Origin of the sequence: Moorena sp. SIO3H5 (genome assembly GCF_010692395.1) — a bacterium.
In the GTDB taxonomy this organism is placed as follows: domain Bacteria; phylum Cyanobacteriota; class Cyanobacteriia; order Cyanobacteriales; family Coleofasciculaceae; genus Moorena.
The window spans coordinates 1-20,517 of sequence record NZ_JAAHHS010000106.1 but is presented as its reverse complement, the minus strand read 5'-3'; the positions used below and the strand labels follow the sequence as shown (position 1 = coordinate 20,517).

At 43.9% G+C, this 20,517-nt stretch carries 17 protein-coding genes; 10 read left to right on the top strand and 7 right to left on the bottom strand.

All coding sequences use genetic code 11. From position 1 onward, the window contains the following. Nucleotides 1–97: 97 nt before the first annotated feature. The 3 genes from F6K52_RS14260 to F6K52_RS14250 form a co-directional block, all read right to left on the bottom strand. Nucleotides 98–1,084 (bottom strand): DUF1822 family protein, encoded by a 987-nt coding sequence (locus tag F6K52_RS14260; RefSeq protein WP_293078590.1) that lies wholly within the window; start codon nucleotides 1,082–1,084, stop codon nucleotides 98–100. Beyond that, nucleotides 1,081–1,956 (bottom strand): hypothetical protein, encoded by an 876-nt coding sequence (locus F6K52_RS14255; protein WP_293078588.1) that lies wholly within the window; start codon nucleotides 1,954–1,956, stop codon nucleotides 1,081–1,083. Before F6K52_RS14255 ends, F6K52_RS14260 begins: the two co-directional genes overlap by 4 nt. 327 nt (nucleotides 1,957–2,283) lie before the next feature. Continuing rightward, on the bottom strand, nucleotides 2,284–2,439 hold the full coding sequence (locus F6K52_RS14250) for a hypothetical protein (protein WP_293078586.1): 156 nt from the start codon (nucleotides 2,437–2,439) through the stop codon (nucleotides 2,284–2,286). Nucleotides 2,440–2,824: 385 nt separating this feature from the next. Between F6K52_RS14250 and F6K52_RS14245 the strand changes: the two genes are divergently transcribed. Then, nucleotides 2,825–2,992 (top strand): hypothetical protein, encoded by a 168-nt coding sequence (locus tag F6K52_RS14245; protein ID WP_293078584.1) that lies wholly within the window; start codon nucleotides 2,825–2,827, stop codon nucleotides 2,990–2,992. Between the two features lie 135 nt (nucleotides 2,993–3,127). Next, a complete protein-coding gene (locus F6K52_RS14240; RefSeq protein WP_293078581.1) occupies nucleotides 3,128–3,490 on the top strand; it encodes a response regulator in 363 nt (120 codons plus the stop codon). 43 nt (nucleotides 3,491–3,533) lie between these two features. Here F6K52_RS14240 and F6K52_RS14235 read toward each other — a convergent pair whose 3' ends face one another. Then, nucleotides 3,534–4,925, bottom strand: a complete 1,392-nt coding sequence (locus F6K52_RS14235; protein WP_293078579.1) for a response regulator — start codon at nucleotides 4,923–4,925, stop codon at nucleotides 3,534–3,536. A gap of 129 nt (nucleotides 4,926–5,054) precedes the next feature. On the opposite strand from F6K52_RS14235, the gene F6K52_RS14230 reads away from it, so the two are divergent. From F6K52_RS14230 to F6K52_RS14215, 4 genes are all read left to right on the top strand, one after another. Continuing rightward, nucleotides 5,055–5,999, top strand: a complete 945-nt coding sequence (locus tag F6K52_RS14230; protein ID WP_293078576.1) for a chemotaxis protein CheW — start codon at nucleotides 5,055–5,057, stop codon at nucleotides 5,997–5,999. Between the two features lie 23 nt (nucleotides 6,000–6,022). Then, entirely contained in the window at nucleotides 6,023–9,127 is a 3,105-nt protein-coding gene (locus F6K52_RS14225) for a GAF domain-containing protein (protein WP_293078574.1), read from the top strand. A 94-nt stretch (nucleotides 9,128–9,221) separates the two neighbouring features. Beyond that, nucleotides 9,222–12,932, top strand: a complete 3,711-nt coding sequence (locus F6K52_RS14220) for a response regulator (protein ID WP_293078572.1) — start codon at nucleotides 9,222–9,224, stop codon at nucleotides 12,930–12,932. A gap of 172 nt (nucleotides 12,933–13,104) precedes the next feature. Continuing rightward, nucleotides 13,105–13,653, top strand: coding sequence for a chemotaxis protein CheW (locus F6K52_RS14215; protein ID WP_293078570.1), 549 nt, complete (start codon nucleotides 13,105–13,107; stop codon nucleotides 13,651–13,653). On the opposite strand, the gene F6K52_RS14210 is transcribed toward F6K52_RS14215, so the two are convergent. Continuing rightward, the gene (locus F6K52_RS14210; protein ID WP_293078568.1) at nucleotides 13,600–13,773 is read right to left on the bottom strand and encodes a hypothetical protein; all 174 of its coding nucleotides are present in this window, start codon (nucleotides 13,771–13,773) and stop codon (nucleotides 13,600–13,602) included. The two genes, F6K52_RS14215 and F6K52_RS14210, sit on opposite strands and share 54 nt — an antisense overlap. Nucleotides 13,774–14,196: 423 nt before the next feature. Between F6K52_RS14210 and F6K52_RS14205 the strand changes: the two genes are divergently transcribed. Beyond that, a complete protein-coding gene (locus tag F6K52_RS14205) occupies nucleotides 14,197–15,018 on the top strand; it encodes an Rpn family recombination-promoting nuclease/putative transposase (RefSeq protein WP_293078592.1) in 822 nt (273 codons plus the stop codon). Between the two features lie 332 nt (nucleotides 15,019–15,350). On the opposite strand, the gene F6K52_RS14200 is transcribed toward F6K52_RS14205, so the two are convergent. Both F6K52_RS14200 and F6K52_RS14195 read right to left on the bottom strand, forming a co-directional pair. Continuing rightward, nucleotides 15,351–15,491, bottom strand: a complete 141-nt coding sequence (locus F6K52_RS14200; protein WP_293078566.1) for a hypothetical protein — start codon at nucleotides 15,489–15,491, stop codon at nucleotides 15,351–15,353. Nucleotides 15,492–15,865: 374 nt separating this feature from the next. Continuing rightward, nucleotides 15,866–16,120, bottom strand: a complete 255-nt coding sequence (locus tag F6K52_RS14195) for a hypothetical protein (RefSeq protein WP_293078564.1) — start codon at nucleotides 16,118–16,120, stop codon at nucleotides 15,866–15,868. A 268-nt stretch (nucleotides 16,121–16,388) separates the two neighbouring features. Between F6K52_RS14195 and F6K52_RS14190 the strand changes: the two genes are divergently transcribed. From F6K52_RS14190 to F6K52_RS14180, 3 genes are all read left to right on the top strand, one after another. Beyond that, complete coding sequence (locus F6K52_RS14190) at nucleotides 16,389–17,351, top strand: hypothetical protein (protein ID WP_293078562.1); 963 nt, start codon at nucleotides 16,389–16,391, stop codon at nucleotides 17,349–17,351. 135 nt (nucleotides 17,352–17,486) lie between these two features. After that, complete coding sequence (locus F6K52_RS14185; protein ID WP_293078560.1) at nucleotides 17,487–19,547, top strand: tetratricopeptide repeat protein; 2,061 nt, start codon at nucleotides 17,487–17,489, stop codon at nucleotides 19,545–19,547. A gap of 594 nt (nucleotides 19,548–20,141) precedes the next feature. Next, nucleotides 20,142–20,517: hypothetical protein (locus F6K52_RS14180; RefSeq protein ID WP_364417654.1), on the top strand; the 376-nt coding region annotated here is incomplete at its 3' end.

The window sequence follows — 20,517 nt, the reverse complement described above, 5'->3', positions numbered from 1 at the left end:
TACAGAACAGAGATGTTCAAAAGCACCTCAAGTAGCGTGCGCGTAGCGCATAAGCTGTTCGCGTAGCGTGTGCGTAGCACATAAGCTGATAGCTTATCTAAATTATAAATTTTTCCGTGATACTTATATCGCCCAATTTTAATCTGATACTGAATCGTTCCTCTGGTTGGCAACTGAAATCAATTTGGATCTTGTCGTTAGTTTTTCCTGCTTGAGCTTTCATACAAGAAGTTCCCGATTCATCCAGTAAATTTACCTGCAAATCTGGTGGTAAATACATTGAATCACCAGCAGGATATAGCCGCATAAAAATATCGATATCTTCAGTATCAGAAGGTTGGAAATTCACTTGCAGCAGCAGGACTACCCCTTGACCAGCTAAGTCCATTAGCTTGGCTCGCATTGTTGATCTGTCATTACCCCTTAAAGCCTCTATCCTCGCTTCTTGGTTGGAGCGCCGCTTGATACCTAACTCAGATCCTCTGAAGGCAGGAACCGTTTTGAAACTAGACCTGTACCTATACTGAGGTAAAAGTGATGCTGGTGCTTGCCAATCTGCCTGAAATATTTCTTCAAACCATTGGCTTATTCTCACCGATTTCTTCATCCAATTAATCTTGTCAATTAGTGTATCGAGAGATTCAAGCTGTTCTAGGGGTAAAGGGTCTAGGGATTTAGCGATCGCATGATACGGAGCAAATCCCAATAACTCTACCTGGTCTAATTGCTCACTGAACTGCACTGCCACATAGCCAATCCGGTCTTCGGTCACTTCTAGTGGCACATTCAAGGCTGACTGACCTGGTAGCACTGGACGACATTCCAATTTACCAATGTTGGGCAAAACCAGATCAGCTACATCAAACAATGCTCTCAAACCCGGATTCCAACAATCACTTTGAGCAAGATTACTGGGAATATTGAGCCATTTAAGATAGTTGTTAACAGCATAAACGGCTAAAGTATTTAAATAGACTTGTTTTCCTTTCCTAGGGGTGGCTTGTTCAGCAGCAAATTGTGCTGCATAACCATGAGCGTCTGAGCTAAGAGAAACCCTAATGTTAGTTAATTCTGTAATAGTCATGGTTGATGTCCAAATGTTTTACCAATATCTTGCAGCTTCGGCAAGCATTTTTTCTTCCAGTGAGAGTAGAGAGTTTGTTGGTTAGCCTTAAATTCTCTAGCAATGTCAGCAATTCGCTGGGGTGGTTCTTTTACTAGCAACCGGATTGCTAATAGCTGACAATGACATTCGGGATAGTTGCGGGGATGACAACCGATTAGTTTCCCATCTGGATCGTTTTTAATTTCTGCGAGAATCCCTTGACTTAGACGCTGGCGTTCAGCTGTCTGGATTGCTTCAATGTAATCATCCAGTCTACTCAAGCAAGGTTTAGGGTCTGGCAATCGGTCTTCTAGAGTCCTTGAATCCTCCTCACTGTTACCGATCGGTTGATTAGTGCTAATCTTTGGATAGTTACTATCTGAGATATATAAATCTCGGATGCGCCAGCGTAAATATCCGTTGATCCAGGTCACTAAGCTTTTTTCAACGGAGGTTGAACTTGGCTCAAACTGGTACAGATTGCGGATGACCCATTCCCAGGTTCGATTTAACGCCTCTAGATAGTCTACGTGGGAAGATTTGTAAATGCCAGGTAGATTTTGAACAACGATCAGGAAACGATTCAAGGCTTTCTGCCGCTCAGGACTTGGGTCTGGGTAGCGCGATACTTCTTCAATTAGGTTTCTTAGGGTTTCATCCACAGGAGTATTTTTGCCCAGTTGCCCTGCCTTTGGCTGCCATAGTTGAGCAACACCAATGCAGCGGACGCAAACCAGGATACGAGAGTCTACATGGGTGAATTTTACCTGACTTTTAACTAAGCAATTAAACTCCCAGTAGCTGGTATGACTGCTTATCGGCTGGATGCGCCCTGATACATTAACCACCATTGTTAATCCTCTCGATGGCTGACCCGCAGTTGTTGTAGCAAGCCTAGATCAATCAGAGGCGGGCTTTGGGTCATTGACCAGTAGGCAAGTGGGTAATGCTGGTTCACTATCATGACTAGTACTGTTTTTAACTCTCTATGTACTTATCAGCCCTAGCTGATCATTTTATGAATTGGATTTTTGGAACCTTAGCCGGTTGAGTCAAAAAACTTTCCTTCCTGTGTGTTTCTACTGTGTTTCTACTATGTAAACAGCCAAAAAATGCTTCTGGAATCAGGGTTTTCAAGGTTAGCCTAAGTTTGTGAGGATATTGTGATTTTTATATTTTTAGTTTGATATTATCAAGTTTCTATGACTATTTAATAGTCTGGCTTTACAGATCCTAGTTTGGTAATTATATAGCAAAGGGAACAGGGAGCAGGGAACAGGGAGCAGGGAACAGGGAACAGGGAACAGGGAACAGGGAACAGGGAACGTAAGCATTCAGCCGTCAGCCGTCAGCCGTCAGCTAAAAGCTCAAGTAACTCAGCATTATTCCAATGCTTACCTGTTTTATTCAAAAGCTGTTCGCCTAGCGTGCGTGGCACAGGCTTTGGCCTTTGGCCACGCTGTGCGAACGACGCTGTGATAAGTGCCCATGAGCTGATAGCTGAATGCTGATAGCTGAATGCTTACTAGGGAACAGGGAACAAACATTCTCTCAATTGATTTATAATTGCTATATTTTTAGTTGTTGTGGCATTCTAGAAAAAATTTTATTCACAATAAAACACTTTTTTACTATATCTATACATTTTGGTTAAATAAATTTTTAAATCTTTAAAAATCTTGATTGCTGACCTTTAAAAATATAGCGTTTCTAGGACTCATGAGGTACACATTATTTTTTCCCTCTTCCCTCTTCCCTGCTCCCTGCTCCCTGCTCCCTGCTCCCTGTTCCCTAAAACCCAGAGATTTGTACCTCATGGGTATAATACTTGCTATATTTACTACTCCCTACTTTGAAGCTCCGAAACTCTGGTCACCAGGGATTTAATATAATGCCCTTTGGTGGATGAGCTGAGTTCACCCTGATCTCACTAACCATAGCGCTAGGTAAATTATAATCTGATTCAGTAATTTTCCCCTTGCCACTAATAAACTTTCTGTATAAAGTGTTATACTTTAATCTATGAAAAATGTTTTGGTGGTAGAAGATAGCGTAACAGAAAGACATTACCTAACTCGCTGTTTACAACAAGCGGGTTTGGGGGTTACTGGCGTGGCTAGCGTTGAGGAGGCTCGGGAAAAATTATCTCACCATAGGCCAGATTTAGTAGTTTTAGATGTAATTTTGCCTGGTCAAAGTGGTTTTGAGTTTTGTCGAGCCCTGAAAGTGAATCCTCACACTAGCAAGATTCCTGTGGTGATTTGCTCCACCAAAGGTACTGAGGTGGACAAGATTTGGGGAAAGATGCTTGGGGCTGATGCCTACTTAGCTAAACCAGTGAATCCAGAAGAATTGCTGTGTACCCTAGAGCAGCTAATTCAATAGTTAGTGTGTGTTGACTGTTAACTGTTGACCATTAACAGTTAACCTAGGACATTTCTTGATTACCCCCACCTCCGGACTCTTGCTTCACTTCCGGACTCTCGCTTTTTTCAACTGGATCGGTCTTGGTGGGCGACTTTGTATGATACTTGCGCACCGTTGCCACTACTTTTTGATTGTCAATTGGTTTGCTAAGGAAATCAGTGGCTCCAACGATTCTGGCTCTTACTCGGTCTACAATACCATCTTTAGCCGTCAGAATAATCACTGGTGTATTGGCAAACATTGACACCCGACGGATCTGGGCGCACATTTCGTAGCCATTAACAATCGGCATCACCAAATCCAAGAATATTAAATCTGGCTTATGTTTGAGTAGCAACGGTAGAGCTTTGATAGAGTCTTGGATTCCTAAAAATCGATAACCTGCTGATTGAATCACTTCCTTCATAATTTTACAGGTTTGGGGGTGATCATCAATACAGGCTATTAATGCCTGATCAGACTTCTTCTGGGATTTTTGGGTTTGAGCTTTTTGGGTTTGAGCTTTTTGGGTTTGAGCTTTTTGGTTACTAATGCCTGCCTTGCCGGGGATATCTTCAAAGTTGGGAGCTATCAAGTCAGGCACTTCTACTAGTTCAATAAGTTGTTTCTTAATATAAGGCTTTAGCGATCGCGTCAGCAGTAACACATCTCGTTTAACCAGGGCTGCTATATCTCGCAGGGTGCGCTTACCGTTGATTAGGCTTACCAGATTTTTGTAGGTCGCCACTGAGGTTTGCTGTTGCAAAGCCGACTTTTGCAACAGCACTGGTGCTAAGTCAGGAGAAACATCTTCCAAACCCATTTCTGACCACTGCTGCCAGACCTGTTGAGCTTGCTTAATAGTTGGTTCTACCTCTAACATCCACGTTTGTGGCAAAATCCCCTGCATAGAGGGACGTACTCCCAACTGGGCATTGAGCAAGAAATTGTCAGGCTTCTTGACCTTAGTTTCAATGGTGTTTGACGACACAGAACCATTACTGAGTTCAATTACGCTTTGCTCCGCAGAAACTAAGGTTAGGCTCTGGAGGATATCAAACAATATTTCTGCTACAGTGCCTTGAATTACAACCACGGTCTGTTGGGGGTTGATCATTCGCTTCCGTGCTAACAGCACGATCAAGTGGTAGTCCCAACAGGACCCTGGCTCTATCTTTTTGAGGGCAATCCGATTAGGATTAATCTCAGGACAATGGTAGATGATCTGCCGACGCCAACGCCTAGTGGGATGAACACTGCCAGATGCCCATACCAAACGGCCATAGCTCAAGTAGAGGCTCCATTGCTGAGCAGTTGACACCTTCAGATCAAGTCGGCCAGTAAATTTTTCTTGACCGTAGCGTACTAGCTTCGCACTCAAGCTATTAGAAGTAGATTCAACCCTAGTTTTCATTGGCCCATAAATTCACGCAATTCTCAAAACGTGAGCAGTCACTCTAACCAAAATTAACAATTATTACAAATCAAGCGATTAAATACCTTGGAATTGTGTCTATCATAAATTGAATAGTAAGTTGGTGTGATGAGCAAAGAGCAGATTTCCAAGACAAGCCAAATTTTAAAATTAGCTAGACAGGGAAACCCAAACGTCATCGCTGGTATGCTGAATCATAAACTTCAGCACGAAGGTATTATAGCTAAAGTTAAACTTAACGATAGCTCTTTATTGGTTTTACTCGAAGCAGAGCCCGCTCCTAAACCAGGAGCGGTGGTAAGATTTATCTACCACACCATCAGCAAGCTAAAACCAAACTCAATTGATACCGTCAAAATTTTGGGGCGTAGCCTAACCGAGAAACAACCAGCATGGCGTAAACAAATTAAACTAGAAAGCATTCCGGTGGTGCTCGACTTATCTACTTGGCTAGAGTCAGGCTCAACGGTAAGAACTAATCAAGTCGATTATCCTGTCTCCTGGCAGAAAAATGAACATAATTCCGAGGGTAATCAAGCTCAATTACCTCTGCCTAGCTCCGTTAAGGTCAGTGTTGATACCCAACTTCCCCCCCAGGAGAAATTTTTACGCTTCCAAGTAGGGTCTGGCAATGGGGCGTTGTTACAGGTAAACTACATCCAAGCAATTCTGAATGTGTCGGTTGCTGAAATTTTGCCAATTCCCCATACTGCCGATAGTGTGATTGGGATTTACAACTGGCGTGGTGAAATGCTGTGGTTGTTAGATCTAAACTCTCTGCTAGGATTTCCTGGTGTTTGGCAACCCAAGGATATGCCGAGGACAAAAATCATGGTAATCGTACTTCAAGTCAACAGCAAACTGCTGGGACTGGTGGTTTCACAAGTGGAAGAAATAGAACAGCACCATTGGCAAAACTTACAACCCCCCGATCGATTATTGCCCCTCAGATTTGGACAATTTGTCAAAGCCTATCTTCCTGAAGCCAGTAGTATTATCTTAGATGCCCAACGAATTGTTCAAGCAGCACTTGATATAAAGTATGAAGTATAATTAAAATTTACGACTCTAGACAGATGTCAGAAGCACAATGGGATGATAAGGATTCAGAACTGCTATTAGAAAATCATAATCTCCTCAAGGAGGATACTCCGCAATTCTTTAACTCTGCTCGCCCCAACCTAGAGGGATTTAAGGTTAACCTAGACAGGCTAAAAACTGATCTAGAGCAACGCCGAAGGGTAGATAAATCAGACCTGAAAAAAAATTTGGAGCAATTTGAATCCTTTGGTCAGGAGGTTGAGCAGTTTACGGTAGGGGTGAATCTGGAAATTCAGCAATTGAAGCTTAGCTACGAAGAGGCACTCCAACAACAGTTCCAAGCCCAGCATGAAAAATTGTTAGAGCTGAGCAGATTAATGAGTGAAGCTGGGGACTGGGAAACCTTACTAAATAATACAGTCAATGGGGTTCAACATCTAAGCCTTGCCGAGCGGGTGTTAATTTATCGCTTCAATTCTGCTCGCACCGGAATAGTTTTGGCAGAAGCAGTAGAACGGGGGTGGACTCCTGCGGTCGGGGAAACCATAGATGCTACTGCTTTTGGGGCTGACTTGTCCACAGAGTATTTCCAGCAGTCAAGGGTAATTATCGATCAGGTCAACAATGATTCGGTCACCCCCTACCAACTCCAGCTGCTGGATAAATTTCAAGTTAAATCCAGTCTCAGCTTATGCTTGCCGGTATCGGGGAAAGCTTGGGGTTTGTTGGTCCTGCAGCAATGCCAAGCACAGACAAACCAAGACAGGTCGGTTCCATCCTGGACTCCACAACAGATTAATTCCTTTCAGACTATTGCCACAGAACTATCCCTTCACCTAGCTAACCACGAGTTACGCACTCAGTTGCAACAGCAGCAGGCGCGGGAAGTAACTGTGGCGAAAGTCATTAACAAAATCCGCCGTTCTCTGGATATCAAGACTATTTTCCAGACCACCACTCAAGAAGTGCGACAGCTGCTCAACACTGACCGAACCGTTATCTATCGCTTTAATCGAGATTGGAGTGGTGAATTTTTAGCAGAGTCTGTGGCTGGAGGCTGGATTTCTCTGCTTCAGAGCCAAACTAATAACCCCACCCTCAGGGCTGATATCAGCGAATGCAGCATCCAACAATTGGCTACTCAACCAATTAAGCAGGTCGATACTTATCTTCAAGAAACCCAGGGGGGTTCCTATAGTAGGGGGGAAACCTACCGGGTGGTGGAGGATATCTACAATCAGGAGTTCACTCCTTGTTATCTGGAAGTGCTAGAAAGTTATCAAGCAAGAGCTTATGTGATTATAGGTATTTACCAGAATGAAAAACTCTGGGGATTATTGGCTACCTATCAAAACTCTGATCTCAGACAATGGCAAGAGTCAGAGGTTAGCTGGATGCTGGATATTGCAGCTGAGTTAGGAGTAGCATTGCAACACGCTGAGCTACTGGAGGCACAACAGTTAAAGTCTGAGGAAATACGTCAAGCAGCAGAACGGGAACGAGTACTGACTAAGGTGACGGATAAAATTCAACAATCCCAAGACTTGCGCACTATTTTTAATATTACTACCAACGAAGTTCGTAAACTCTTAGGGGTTGACCGTGTTACCATATATCGCTTCAATTCTGATTGGAGTGGCTCCTTTGTGGCTGAGTCTCTGGCTAGTGGCTGGACATCCCTAATCCAGGAACAGACTAATAATCCCCTGATCAACAAAAATATTAGTGAATGTATCGTTAAAACGGTGGCTGGAAATACCCCTGAGGAGTTTAGCCAGGAAGCTCCAACCATCCGAGATACCTATCTACAAAGTATCCAAGGCAATCTCTCTAGGGAAGAGAAACCCTTCTGGGTGGTTAGTGATATCTACGAAGGGGATTTTTCAAGTTGTTATATCGAGCAGCTAGAGCGATATCAGGCCAGAGCCTATACTATTGTGCCGATTTTCCAAGGGGATAAGCTGTGGGGTTTACTGGCTGCTTATCAAAATTCTGAGCCTAGGGATTGGCAAACGGAAGAGATTAATTGGATGCTTCAAATTGCGGCTCAGATGAGTATACCGTTGCAGCGAGGTGAGTATTTGGAACAATTGCGGACGCAATCCCAAAAACTAGTAGAATTAGCATCACGGGAAAAGCAGGCTAGGGAATTATTCCAACAGCGTGCTATTGATTTGCTCACAGCTGTCCGACCTGCTCTAGACGGTGACTTGACGGTTAGAGCTCCGATTACCAATGATGAACTGGGAACAATTGCAGATGCCTACAACAACACCATTCAGAGTTTACGGCAAATTGTGATCGAGGTACTCTCAGCTTCTGTCAAAGTTGCTGAAACTGCTACAGAGAGTGAAGCAGCAATTACTAAAGTTTCTGAAGAAGCCCAGCATCAGTGTCAGGAGTTGACCCAAGCCATGGATCAAATCCAGAGCATGGTTAACTCTACCCAAGCGGTAACCGCTAGCGCCCAATCCATCGACCGAGCTGTGCAAGAGGCAAACCAAAAAGTAGCATCGGGAGAGACAGCGATGAACCGCACGGTAGAGGGAATTCTAGGAATTCGGGACAGTGTGGAGGAAGCCAGCCATCAAATTAGACAGTTAAGTCAATACTCCCAAAATGTTGACCGGGTATTGAATTTGATTAGTGATTTTGCGACCCAGACCCAGCTACTTTCCCTCAATGCTGCTCTCGAAGCCACCCGAGCTGGGGAGTATGGTAAAGGTTTTGCGGTAGTAGCTGATGAGGTGCGCTCCTTAGCTCGACAGTCGGCCAAGGCAACTACGGAAATTTCTAATTTAGTGGCTGAAATCCGCACTCAGACTAGAGAGGTGATTAAAGTGACTGAAGTCGCGATCGCTCAGGTTAATACTGGCACAGAATTGGTAGAAGAAAGCAAGGGCAATCTAAATGCGATCGCATCAGCTACTGCTGAGATTAGCCAGTTAGTTGCAGGCATTACCGAGGCAACCCTAGCCCAACTGGAACAATCACAATCGGTCACCCAAACCATGAAAGAAGTTGCCGCCATATCCACCAATACTTCTGAAGACTCTGCCCAGCTTTGGGAGTCCTTCAAGGAATCCCTCACCACCATCGAAAAGCTACAGGCAGCTGTTGAGCAGTTTACCGTCAAGTAGTTATAGCGCTATGGTTGGGGAGTTTGGAACCTCGGGGCGAGTACTATGGGGAGTTTGGTAGGTTGGAGTTTGAAAAGGCTGATCAGCTACTGGCGTGGTTTTCGCCACCAGCAACTATAAGGTAAATTCAAGTTTTTTACCCCGACTCCCTCGGTGCGCTTTCCCTACTCCCTACTCCCTACTCCCTACTCCCTACTCCCTAGTGCCTAAAAAAATGTCAACTATTGATCCAGAAACCTATCAATACTTTCTTGGGGAAGCCCAGGACTTGCTGCAAGTTATTGAACAACATTTGCTGGCTTTGACACCGAACAAGCCAAAAAACCAACTTTATGACTTAATGCGAGCCACTCATACCCTGAAAGGCGCAGCTGCTAATGTTCGGCAAGAGACCATAAAAAGTGTAGCACATTATCTCGAAGATGTCTTCCGGGCAATGTTAGCCCCTGAGGCAACCATTGATACAGAAGTAGAAACACTACTGTTTGAGGGATATCAGTGCCTCAGGATGGCACTGACTGCTCAAATGACTGGGGAGTTGAGCAAGAATACTGAGATTATCAACCGAGCTGCAGGGGTGTTTGCTAAACTGCAAGCTAAATTAGGAGATTGTTTTGACTATCAAGCCTCTCTACCCACATCTGCAGAACTTGGGTTTGATATTGTCCAATCTATCTTTGAAGTAGGAGTCAAGCAACGCATTGATCACCTAGCTTCGTTGTTACAGGTTGACAGGTTGGATGTTGTTCGCGTTCGCGCAGCGTGGCCGAAAGGCCAAAGTTCTCAAGGGTTACAGATTGGTAGGTTGACAGAGATTGCTGAGACCTTGGGAGAACAAGCTGAAATATTTGTAGGCTTGGGGGAATCCTTGAACTTACCAGGGTTTAAAGCAATTGCCGAAAACACCCTCAAAGCCCTTGACGCTAACCCTGAACAGGTGATGGCAATTGCCAAGATTGCCTTAAGGAATTTCCAGGAAGCTCATAGCGCTGTCTTAGCAGGCGATCGCACTCGTGGAGGAAACCCCAGCCTCGCCCTTCAAGAATTAGCTGGGTCAGAAGAAGAGTTACAGATTCAAGGTTGGAACGTTGAAGGTTGGAACGTTGAAGGTTCAAAACCTTCAACCCAAACTAACCTTGAACCTTGGCCTATTGGCCACGCTACGCGAACAACCAACAATAACCTTCAACCTTCAACCCAAACTAACCTTCAACCTGCTAACCTTGGCCAAAAGGCCACGCTACGCGAACAACCTGCTAACCTTCAACCTCCTTCAACAGGTATTGATGAATTACTTGAGGAAACCTTTGGTAATATTCCTCTTGCGCAACAGCAAGCGAATCAAGTGTTTCCTGAAGAAGAATCTCTTGAGCCAGATAGTATACCTCCAGATACTATATTCCGAGATACTATATTTCTGGATGAATCCTCAGAAACCTTAGCAACAGACAATCTTAACCAAGCTCAGACTGACCCTAAGCAAGAGTCGGAGTTAGCGCTTAACCCTGAATCAGGAAAAGAATTAAACGAAATATCAATGTCTTCTGCTGATCGGGAGTCTGCAGAAGCTGATGTGCCTTCATTAGCAGAGGGCTCGATCAAGACATCAGCCACAGTGCGGGTTGATTTAGACAGTCTTAAACACCTATCTCACCTAGTTGGGGAACTACTGATTAACCAAAACCAGTTAGGATGGCAGGATGAAAACTGTCAAGAGGTAGTTGAAAAACTTTCCAATTGGCTAAAGCAACATCGCCACACCCTGACTCAACTGCGCACTCAGCTCAAGAAGGATTCCTGTAATCAGCAAATTTCTAAACTGTGGGATTCGGCATGGGAAGAAACCCTGCAACTAACTCAAGCTACAGAAGACCTGAGCCTATTAGCTACTACCGCTGCTGCTAGTGTGGAACGAGAACAGCGTCTATCAACTCAGCTGAGGGATACTCTTCAATCTGTTCGGACTATACCTCTGGAACATCTGCTTAAGTCCTTTCCTTCCATGGTGCAGCAGTTGTCTAATGTCCATCACAAGTCAGCAGAATTAACCCTAAGTGTTACTAATGTCCTAGTTGATAAAACCATTGCTGATCATCTCTATGATGCTTTACTGCATCTAGTCCGCAATGGTTTCGACCATGGTATTGAATCTTCCGAGGTTCGTCAACAAAAGGGTAAACCTGCTATCGGTAAGATTGAAATTCGTGCTTTCTATCAAGGAAATCGCACCATCATTGAAATCACAGATGATGGTCAGGGATTGGACTTGGAAAAGATTTATAATCGTGCCGTGGAAACCAACCTGCTCAGTGTTGAGCAATTGGAAGCCCTAGGCCAATCACCACACCCAAATCAGCTATTAGACTTACTGTGTCAGCCAGGATTTTCCACTGTTTCTCAAATCAACGAGCTTTCTGGACGAGGTATTGGCCTAGATGTGGTGCGCTCCCAACTGCAACGAATTAACGGTAGGGTAAAGGTTCGCTCCCAGCCTGGTCTTGGCACCACCTTTTCTTTGCAGATCCAAGAAGCCCTCAGGAATGCCAGGGTGTTAGTGGTTCAAGCTAATCAGGGGGTGTATGGGTTTGTGGGTAATGACATTGAACAGATACTGTTGCCAGCATCTGAGCAAATCCAGATGGTGAGTGATCAAAAAATCCTGAATTGGCATCACAGGGGGAATGAGTATAGCACCCCCGTTTACCAACTTTCATCCTTACTGGAATACTCATCCCAACAGGTATCCACACTACCAGCTTGGAATCCGTTGCTCACTAAACCCCAAGAGATTAATCCTGTCCTATTGATGGCTACCGCTGAAGGATGGGTGGGACTGGAAGTAGAACAAGTACTCGAAGAGCAAGAACTGGTGATCAAGCAGCTGTCGAATGCGATCGCATATCCTCCCTATGTTTATGGTTGCAGTATTTTGGCCGATGGTCGTTTAACTCTCGTAATTGACGGTACAGGGTTACTTAACTATGTACAGCAGCTCCATCAATCTCAGCCATCCTTCTCGAAAGTTGAAAGTTCTCAAGAGTTGAAGGTTGGGAGGTTGAATGTTGTTCGCGTTCGCGCAGCGGAGGCCGAAGGCCACGCTTCGCGAACGGCTTTGCCGAAAGCGTGGCCTTTTGGCCAAGGTTCTCCAGAGTTGAAAGTTAGCAGGTTGAAGGTTGTTCGCGAAGCGTGGCCAAAAGGCCAAAGTTCTCCAGAGAAGCTTCAACCTGATCATAGACAACCTGATCATGAGCCACCGGCAACCAAAAATAACTTTAAACCTGATAACGGCAAACCACCAACAGAAACTAACCTTAAATCTGATAACGGCAAACCACCAACAGAAACTAACCTAGACTACTCCAACCCCAAGGGCAAACAACCTGATAACGGCAAACGAGATCAGGTTTCTAAAACCTTTTTAGTCGTCGATGATTCCATTACTGAGCGACAAAATTTAAGCCTAATTCTCGAACGTAATGGTAACCAGGTAGTGCAAGCTAAAGATGGTTTAGAGGCCATAGAACTATTGCGCAAAAGTCATGGTGTTGATCTGATCATCTGTGATTTAGAAATGCCACGGTTAAACGGTCTTGAGCTTTTGAGTCTTAGTCATCAAGAGCCAGCTTTAGCTGATATTCCTATTATTATGCTTACTTCTCGTAGTCAAAAAAAATACAAACAACTTGCTACAGAACTTGGGGCTATGGCTTATTTAACTAAACCCTATTTAGATGAAGACATTTTAGCAACAATTAATAAAGTCGTCAGCGGTGAGCTAAAAGCTCACGCTACGCGAACAGACTAATGCTTGAAATAAACCTCAGCATTCAGTATTCAGCGGTCAGTGGTCAGCAGTCAGCAGTCAGCTTTGTGGCACAGGCTTCGACGCTGGGAAGCATTAGCTGATAGCACCTCAATTAGCGTGGCACAGGCTTCGACGCTGGGAAGCAAAAGCTGATAGCTTACGGAGTAAGAATATGAAAAAAGTCCAAGTTATTGTATTTAAAATTGCTAAGTATTGGTTAGCATTACCAATGAAAGTAGTCTTAAACATTAGGGATTTTCCCAGCAACATTAAGGAAAGTAGTAGGGATAACAGACTAATTCATCTAGACAATCGCACCTTGACGCTGCTGCCTTTAAAACCAATACTAGTCAAACCTAGTAAAGCTAAGCTACCCTTAGCTAAACCTTTAGGAGAAACCGCTACTGTTAGAAAATCCCCTACTGAGTTATCCAATATTGGCGAATTTTTGATCATCGTTAAAACTCCTAGGGGAGAAGCCTGTGCAATACCGGTTGATAAGCTACCCACTATGATCGATTTGCCCTTATCAACGATTCGTAAATTGCCAGACTCTTACAGTCAAAGCTATCTCCTTGGTATGGCAAATTATGTCGCTGTGTCGCAATGGCCAAAAGGCAAAGCTACGGGAACCGAAGCAGAAAAATTAACGATTTTTTTGCTAGATTTAGAACGAGCATTGAGTGTAGCGATAGGTTATAAAGTAGGGAGTAGGGAGTAGGGAGTAGGGAGTAGGGAGTAGGGAGTAGGGAGTAGGGAGTAGGGAGTAGGGAGTAGGGAGTAGGGAGTAGGGAGTAGGGAGCAGGAATAACGGAGAAGGGAATAAGTAATAAGTAGACAAAATATCTGTACCTCATATCTATGATAAACACTATATTTTTGTTGGCATAACCATCAGGTACACAGGATTTTTTTTTCCTATTTTGTTTTCCTTATTCCCTGCTCCCTGCTCCCTGCTCCCTGCTCCCTAAAACCGATAAATTTGTACCTCATCGGTATAATAATTGCTATAATTAGAGGTAGGGTTGGCAAATAATTAAAGAAAGGCAATTTGAACACAAATCATGTCCCTTTACCCACCCTACTACAAGAGCTGCTCCCTGCTCCCATCTTGATGCAGTACACAGGTAGGGTGGGCAAATAATTAAATAAAGGCCATTTGAACACTAATCATGTCCCTTTGCCCACCCTACTACAAGAGCGATCGCACTCTTACCTGCTCCCTGTTCCCTGCTCCCTACTCCCTGTTCCCTTTGGTAAAGTAATGACATTTATCAGCCCCAAAACCGACTTTGCCTTCAAAAAAATCTTTGGCTCCCAGGAAAGTAAACCGATTCTGATTAGCTTTCTCAATGCTCTGGTATACCACAATCAACCTCAGATCCAAGATTTAGAAATTATTGACCCTTATCAGTCTTCTCCTCTACCAATCCTCAAAGACTCTTTCCTCGATGTCAAGGCCAAACTGAATGATGGTTCTTTAGTGATTATTGAAATGCAGGTTTTGCAGGTAGAATCCTTTGCCAGAAGAGTTTTATACAATGCTACTAAAGCTTACTCTCTACAGTTAGGTAAAGGAGAAGGCTACCGTTATCTCAAGCCAGTGATTGCTCTAACGATTACAGATTTTGTGATGTTTCCTGAGCATAATCAGATAATTTCTAATTTCAAGTTACGAGAAGAAACTACCAACATCAACTACATCGAAAATCACTTGCAGTTAGTGTTTGTGGAACTACCGAAGTTTGAAAAACAGTTGGAGGAGTTAGAGCAACTCGATGAGTTGTGGATGTATTTTTTAAAAAATGCGCCTTTCTTAGAAACGGTGCCACCGCAAATGGCCGAAAAACCAGAGTTTCAACAGGCATTTGGGATTGCGTCTGAGGCAAATTTAAGTAGGAAGGATTTGGAGGAATTAGGAAAAAGAGAGATGTTTATTCATGACCAACAAGGGCTAGTGATTTTTACAGAAAAACAAACTAAGAACGAAATAGCACGCCAACTTTTGCCTTTGTTAGATAATGAAACGATTAGCCAGACTACTGGCTTACCTGTAGAGGAAATTGAGAAGCTGCGAGAAAGTTGAGCGGTTTGAAAGGGGTAGGGTGGGCAAATTATGGAAGTTTGACCAAGTGATCAGTTTTCATGTCAATTTGCCCACCAGACAAGCTGACAGTCAGGTAGGGTGGGCAAATTATGAAAGTTTGACCAAGTGATCAGTTTTCATGTCAATTTGCCCACCCCACTGTAGCCGTTTAACGTCTTTCTTAAAGCGGTTTTCAAAAACAGGTGATAGCATTAAATTCCTAGTTCATTGTAAAGAGATTCTTTATTGGCACAAACGGTCAAGTTTTTTTGTTCTTCAATATTTATAATCGCTTGTTGCGTCTCTTCATTGAAGTCGTTAAGTGTATAATTTTATTCTTCAATGCGTTTCTCTCTTTCAGCTTGCTGCAAAAATTCAGCAAGGTGTTTTTGTAAATAAATGGCTAGGGCGTTTTGTTGTTCTTCCGAAAGCTGTGCGATCTGCTCAAAGGTTTCTTGGATTAATTTAGTCATGGATTGTTTTTGTGAAACCGTATTAATTCAATTGTAGCACTCTGAAGAGTGGGTTAAGAGCGATCGCACTAAAAATCGTAGTCAGGTAGGGTGGGCAAATTATGGAAGTTTGGCAATTTGATCACGAATCATTTCCATTTGCCCACCCTACTTTAGCTAAATTCTTAATTCTAAATTCTTAATTCTACATTCTTAATTCTACATTCTTAATTCTACATTCTAACCTTAAACCGGCTAACCAAAAAAAATAGCCGCAGAACAATGTTCCACGGCTAGGAATTGTTACCTATGTCTCAACTTTGTAAACCCATTCGGACGTGATCCGATGTGATTGGCCTTTGGCCAGGGGGCAAAGCCCCCTGAAATTTAAGCCCTTAACCCAGCATTAAGTATTTCGTCATTACCGTGATGAATTCCCCAGGAATTTCAGTTGGCTGAAGGGGGCTCCACTCATCAACTTGGGCGTAACCCCGTGCATAAAGAGTATGGATGGTGTTGGTTATTGCCTGGCGGGAGCCCTTAAGAATGTGCTTAATCGGGTATTTTTTTTGGGAAGGTTCCTGAGGAGTATTACTAGGAGTGATCTCCTCAGGATTGTTTTCTGGGTTAGGGCGGAAGTTGTCAGACATAGTAAAAAAAACGTTTTAAGGTTTACAACTATAATCATAACGATAATATTTTAATTTGTCAAGGAATTTTAGATTTTTTTCGGAGGGGTAATTGATAGAAAATGTACGGTTATGGAATTAAGAATTAAGAATGTAGAATTAAGAATTAAGAATGTATAATTTCCGACTCCCGACTCCCGACTCGCTGGATTTTTTTTGTTAGACTAAATCGAAATAGGGTTTCAGGCATCTACTGGTTAATGCTATATAATTAACTGGAGGCTAATCGTTGAGTAAATTAACGGGCTTAATTGAAATCAGAAGCCATCATGACTTAGTGCCCAGTGCCGATGTGGTGTTTGTTCACGGGCTGGGAGGAGATGCGATAACCACCTGGCATCCCCAGGGAAAACGGGATGATGATGGCTGCTGGCTAGGTTGGTTAGGAAACGATAATTTATGCGTTAACATCTGGTCTTTTGGGTATCAGGCTGAAGGGACAAACTGGAAAAGCAACAGCAGTATGTCCCTTTTCGCTCAAGCCAGTAATTTATTAGATTGGTTAGATAGCCGCGAGCTCGGCCAACGTCCATTAATCTTTATTACTCACAGTATGGGCGGGCTTTTAGTCAAAAAAATGCTCAACAGTGCCTTGACCTTTCAAAAGCAAGCTATTCTTAAGCAGACGAAAGGGATTGTATTTCTGGCTACTCCCCACACTGGGGCTCATCTCGCTAATTTAATTGATAATATTAGCGTTCTGGCACGAACCACCGTAAGTGTAAAGGAACTCAAAGCTCATGACCCTCAGTTACTGGAATTAAATGAATGGTATCGAGAAAATGTCCGGAGTCTAGGAATTGCCACAAAGGTTTATTACGAAACCCAGGCTGTAAAGGGGATTTTGGTGGTAGATGAGGATAGTGCTAACCCAGGCATTGAAAAAGTGAAGCCGGTTGCGATACCAAAGAATCACATTGACCTATGTAAACCAGAGTCTCAAAACAGTCAGGTCTATCTTGGTGTCAAGAAATTTATCAAAGAATGCCTCAACACTCCTGTGCCGCCAATTCAACCGAGTCCTCAAGATATACTGGAAAAGAACAGCAAGACTATGAATGATAATCACAACCCTAGAGGTATACAGAATAATATTGGAAATATTGGTAAAAGTCTACAAAATATTGACACTATTAACGGTAATAATCAATATATTGCTCAAGAGATACACATTAATAACGGGTCTGATTAGCTCAATTCGTCCGACCGGGAACGGACAAAGTTAAATCCCCCCAGTAACATTACTAATCGTGGCACTCTCTACTTTGTCGGTAGGGACGATAAACTTGAGCAGCTCCATCGGGAATTTCAACAGACCGATCAATTAGTGATTTGTGCCATTGCCGGAATGGGTGGCGTGGGCAAAACCGAGTTAGCTCTACAATATGCACTGAGATATCAGCATAACTACCCTGGGGGTTTGTGCTGGCTGCCAGTGCGGGGTGCAGATCTCGGGACTCAACTTATTAGTTTTGGACGTACCGAATTAGGATTAACCATTCCCGATCAACTAGATTTCAACGAACAAGTAAGATACTGCTGGGGGCATTGGCCAGAAGGAACAGTATTAATCGTGCTGGATGATGTAGTAGACTATCAAACTATTCATCCCTATTTGCCTCCAGCCCAATCCCGCTTCAAAGTACTGATTACCAGCCGTCAGCGTCCAGGGAATTCTTACCGACGAATTGACCTGGATGTAATATCCCCAGAGTCAGCCTTAGAATTATTGCGTCAGCTTGTTGGCAAAGAGCGCATTGAGCAAGAACTAAAGGAAGCACAAGCTTTATGTGAATGGTTGGGTTATCTACCTTTGGGTTTGCAGTTAGTAGGAGGATATTTAGATCTACATCCGAGGTTAACTATCGCTAAAGTTCAAGAACGTTTAGAGAACCAAAAATTAGCAGCTAAGGCATTACTTGATCTTAAACTTGGGCAAATCACAGACAAGTTGGGTGTAGTAGCAGCATTTGAGTTATCTTGGAACGATTTGCCACCACAAGCCCAGCAGTTGGGATGTCGTCTGAGTCTGTTTGCTCAAGCTCCTTTTGAGTGGTCACTAGTAGAGTTTTCTGTGATCGAAACTGAAGATGAAGAAGAATGGCATAAAGAACAAGAAGCATTGGAAGAATTACGCGATCGCTTTCTGGTCAATCGTAATCTCTTGCAACTGGGTGAACAGCAAACCTATCGGCTCCATCAACTAATTCGAGAATTTTTCCAGACCAAACTGGCTCAATTACCAGAGGCCGATCGCTACAAGCAACGCTTTTGTCAGGTAATGGCGGCTGTGGCCAAACAAATTCCTCAGACACCAACTCGCGATCAGATTGCAGCAGTTACCCCCGCCATCCCTCATTTAGCCGAAGCTGCCACAGTTCTAACTGACTGGCTCAGGGATGAAGATTTAATCTGGCTCTTTCTTGGCTTAGGAAGATTCTATCAGGGTCAAGGTATCTATGACCAGGCTGAACCCTGGAGCAAGCAATGTTTAGAGATAACTAGAAGCCGCTTGGGTGAAAACCATCGCCATGTAGCCATCAGTCTCAACCACCTGGCTGTACTCTACTGGTCAATGGGGCGCTATGACCAGGCCGAACCCCTCTATCAACAGGATTTGGAGATGTCTAAGCAGCTGCTGGGTGAAAACCATCCCTCGGTGGCCACCAGTCTCAACAACCTGGCATCACTCTACCGGTCAATGGGGCGCTATGACCAGGCCGAACCCCTCTATCAACAGGCTTTGGAGATGAGAAAGCAGCTGCTGGGTGAAAACCATCCTGATGTGGCCACCAGTCTCAACAACCTGGCAAATCTCTACTTCTCAATGGAGCGCTATGACCAGGCCGAACCCCTCTTGCAACAGGCATTAGAGATGAGAAAGCAGCTGCTGGGTCACCACCATCCTGATGTGGCCACCAGTCTCAACAACCTGGGATTACTCTACTCCTCAATGGGGCGCTATGACCAGGCCGAACCCCTCTTACAACAGGCATTGGAGATGTCTAAGCAGCTGCTGGGTCACCACCATCCCGATGTGGCTAGCAGTCTCAACAACCTGGCTGGACTCTACTCCTCAATGGGGCGCTATGACCAGGCCGAACCCCTCTATCAACAGGCTTTGGAGATGAGAAAGCAGCTGCTGGGTCACGACCATCCTTTGGTAGCCACCAGTCTCAACAACCTGGCATATCTCTACGTGTCAATGGAGCGCTATGACCAGGCCGAACCCCTCTATCAACAGGCTTTGGAGATTGCCGAAGGTCGGTTAGGGTTAAATCATCCTGATACTGTAACCATCCGTGAGAATCTGGAAAGGTTGCCCTCTCCTCTATCAAGGATTATACATAAAGCCTATCTTGGGTTAAAATCCTGGTTTTCTGACTAGACCTCGGAGCATTAGGAATAGATGTGGCATTGGTGAGGGGCGGGATGAATATAGCGCTACGCGCAAGGCAATAGGCAAGCTAGCAATAGGCAAGAGTTTACTATAACAGCGTTTTAGTTTTTATAAATGTCAAATGCGCTATATCAGTAGAGTGGGCATCCTGCCCGCCCCAAGAATCAATAGCACCCGCGCGAATAATCAATATCAGTAGAGTGGGCATCCTGCCCGCCCCAAGAATCAATAGCACCCGCGCGAATAATCAATATCAGTAGAGTGGGCATCCTGCCCGCCCGGAAATGAAACAGGCAAGATGCCTGTTCCACCAACATGCCCATGGCACAAAACTATTAAAATCATTCTATATATAGCGTTTATCGTAGCTATGAGGTACACATTATTTTTTACCTCTTCCCTCTTTTCTTCCCCTCCTGGGAGGGGTTAGGGGTGGGTTCCTGCTCCCTGCTCCCTGCTCCCTGCTCCCTGCTCCCTAAAAACCAGAAATTTGTACCTCACAAGTCGTAGAATTGCTATAGATACAGCTCCTCATGACTAGTAGCAGTTGATTAAATAAAATAACTAGATCAGGGTAGAACTATGAACTTAATTAAATTCTTACAAGACCTTTCTCTAAAGCGAATAGAACTCGCAGAAATAGAAACAGCTTTGTTATCCATTACAGAAGTAGAACAAGCTTATGTACTAGCTCATCAAACCTTATTAGTAGCTTATGTTGTGGTGGCAGGAGTCTGGAACCCCCAACAATTACACTCCCAAATTCAACAGCAGTTACCCCCAAACATGATGCCAGGAGCTTATGTTCCCCTGGCTCGCTTACCCTTAACTCACAAAGGAAAAGTAGACGAAGTAGCATTAGGGCGTTTCCCAGTAATTGACGATAACGTAGTGCAACAATGGGAAGCAAAACTCAAAGCAGTGCCAGAAATAGAACAAGTAGCAGTGGTAGTGCAAC

Excerpts from the sequence above, each read along its gene's own strand:
- F6K52_RS14260 (WP_293078590.1), bottom strand. The coding sequence starts at position 1,084 with ATGACTATTACAGAATTAACTAACATTAGGGTTTCTCTTAGCTCAGAC.
- F6K52_RS14255 (WP_293078588.1), bottom strand. The coding sequence starts at position 1,956 with ATGGTGGTTAATGTATCAGGGCGCATCCAGCCGATAAGCAGTCATACC.
- F6K52_RS14250 (WP_293078586.1), bottom strand. The coding sequence starts at position 2,439 with ATGCTTACGTTCCCTGTTCCCTGTTCCCTGTTCCCTGTTCCCTGTTCC.
- F6K52_RS14245 (WP_293078584.1), top strand. The coding sequence starts at position 2,825 with ATGAGGTACACATTATTTTTTCCCTCTTCCCTCTTCCCTGCTCCCTGC.
- F6K52_RS14240 (WP_293078581.1), top strand. The coding sequence starts at position 3,128 with ATGAAAAATGTTTTGGTGGTAGAAGATAGCGTAACAGAAAGACATTAC.
- F6K52_RS14235 (WP_293078579.1), bottom strand. The coding sequence starts at position 4,925 with ATGAAAACTAGGGTTGAATCTACTTCTAATAGCTTGAGTGCGAAGCTA.
- F6K52_RS14230 (WP_293078576.1), top strand. The coding sequence starts at position 5,055 with ATGAGCAAAGAGCAGATTTCCAAGACAAGCCAAATTTTAAAATTAGCT.
- F6K52_RS14225 (WP_293078574.1), top strand. The coding sequence starts at position 6,023 with ATGTCAGAAGCACAATGGGATGATAAGGATTCAGAACTGCTATTAGAA.
- F6K52_RS14215 (WP_293078570.1), top strand. The coding sequence starts at position 13,105 with ATGAAAAAAGTCCAAGTTATTGTATTTAAAATTGCTAAGTATTGGTTA.
- F6K52_RS14205 (WP_293078592.1), top strand. The coding sequence starts at position 14,197 with ATGACATTTATCAGCCCCAAAACCGACTTTGCCTTCAAAAAAATCTTT.
- F6K52_RS14200 (WP_293078566.1), bottom strand. The coding sequence starts at position 15,491 with ATGACTAAATTAATCCAAGAAACCTTTGAGCAGATCGCACAGCTTTCG.
- F6K52_RS14195 (WP_293078564.1), bottom strand. The coding sequence starts at position 16,120 with ATGTCTGACAACTTCCGCCCTAACCCAGAAAACAATCCTGAGGAGATC.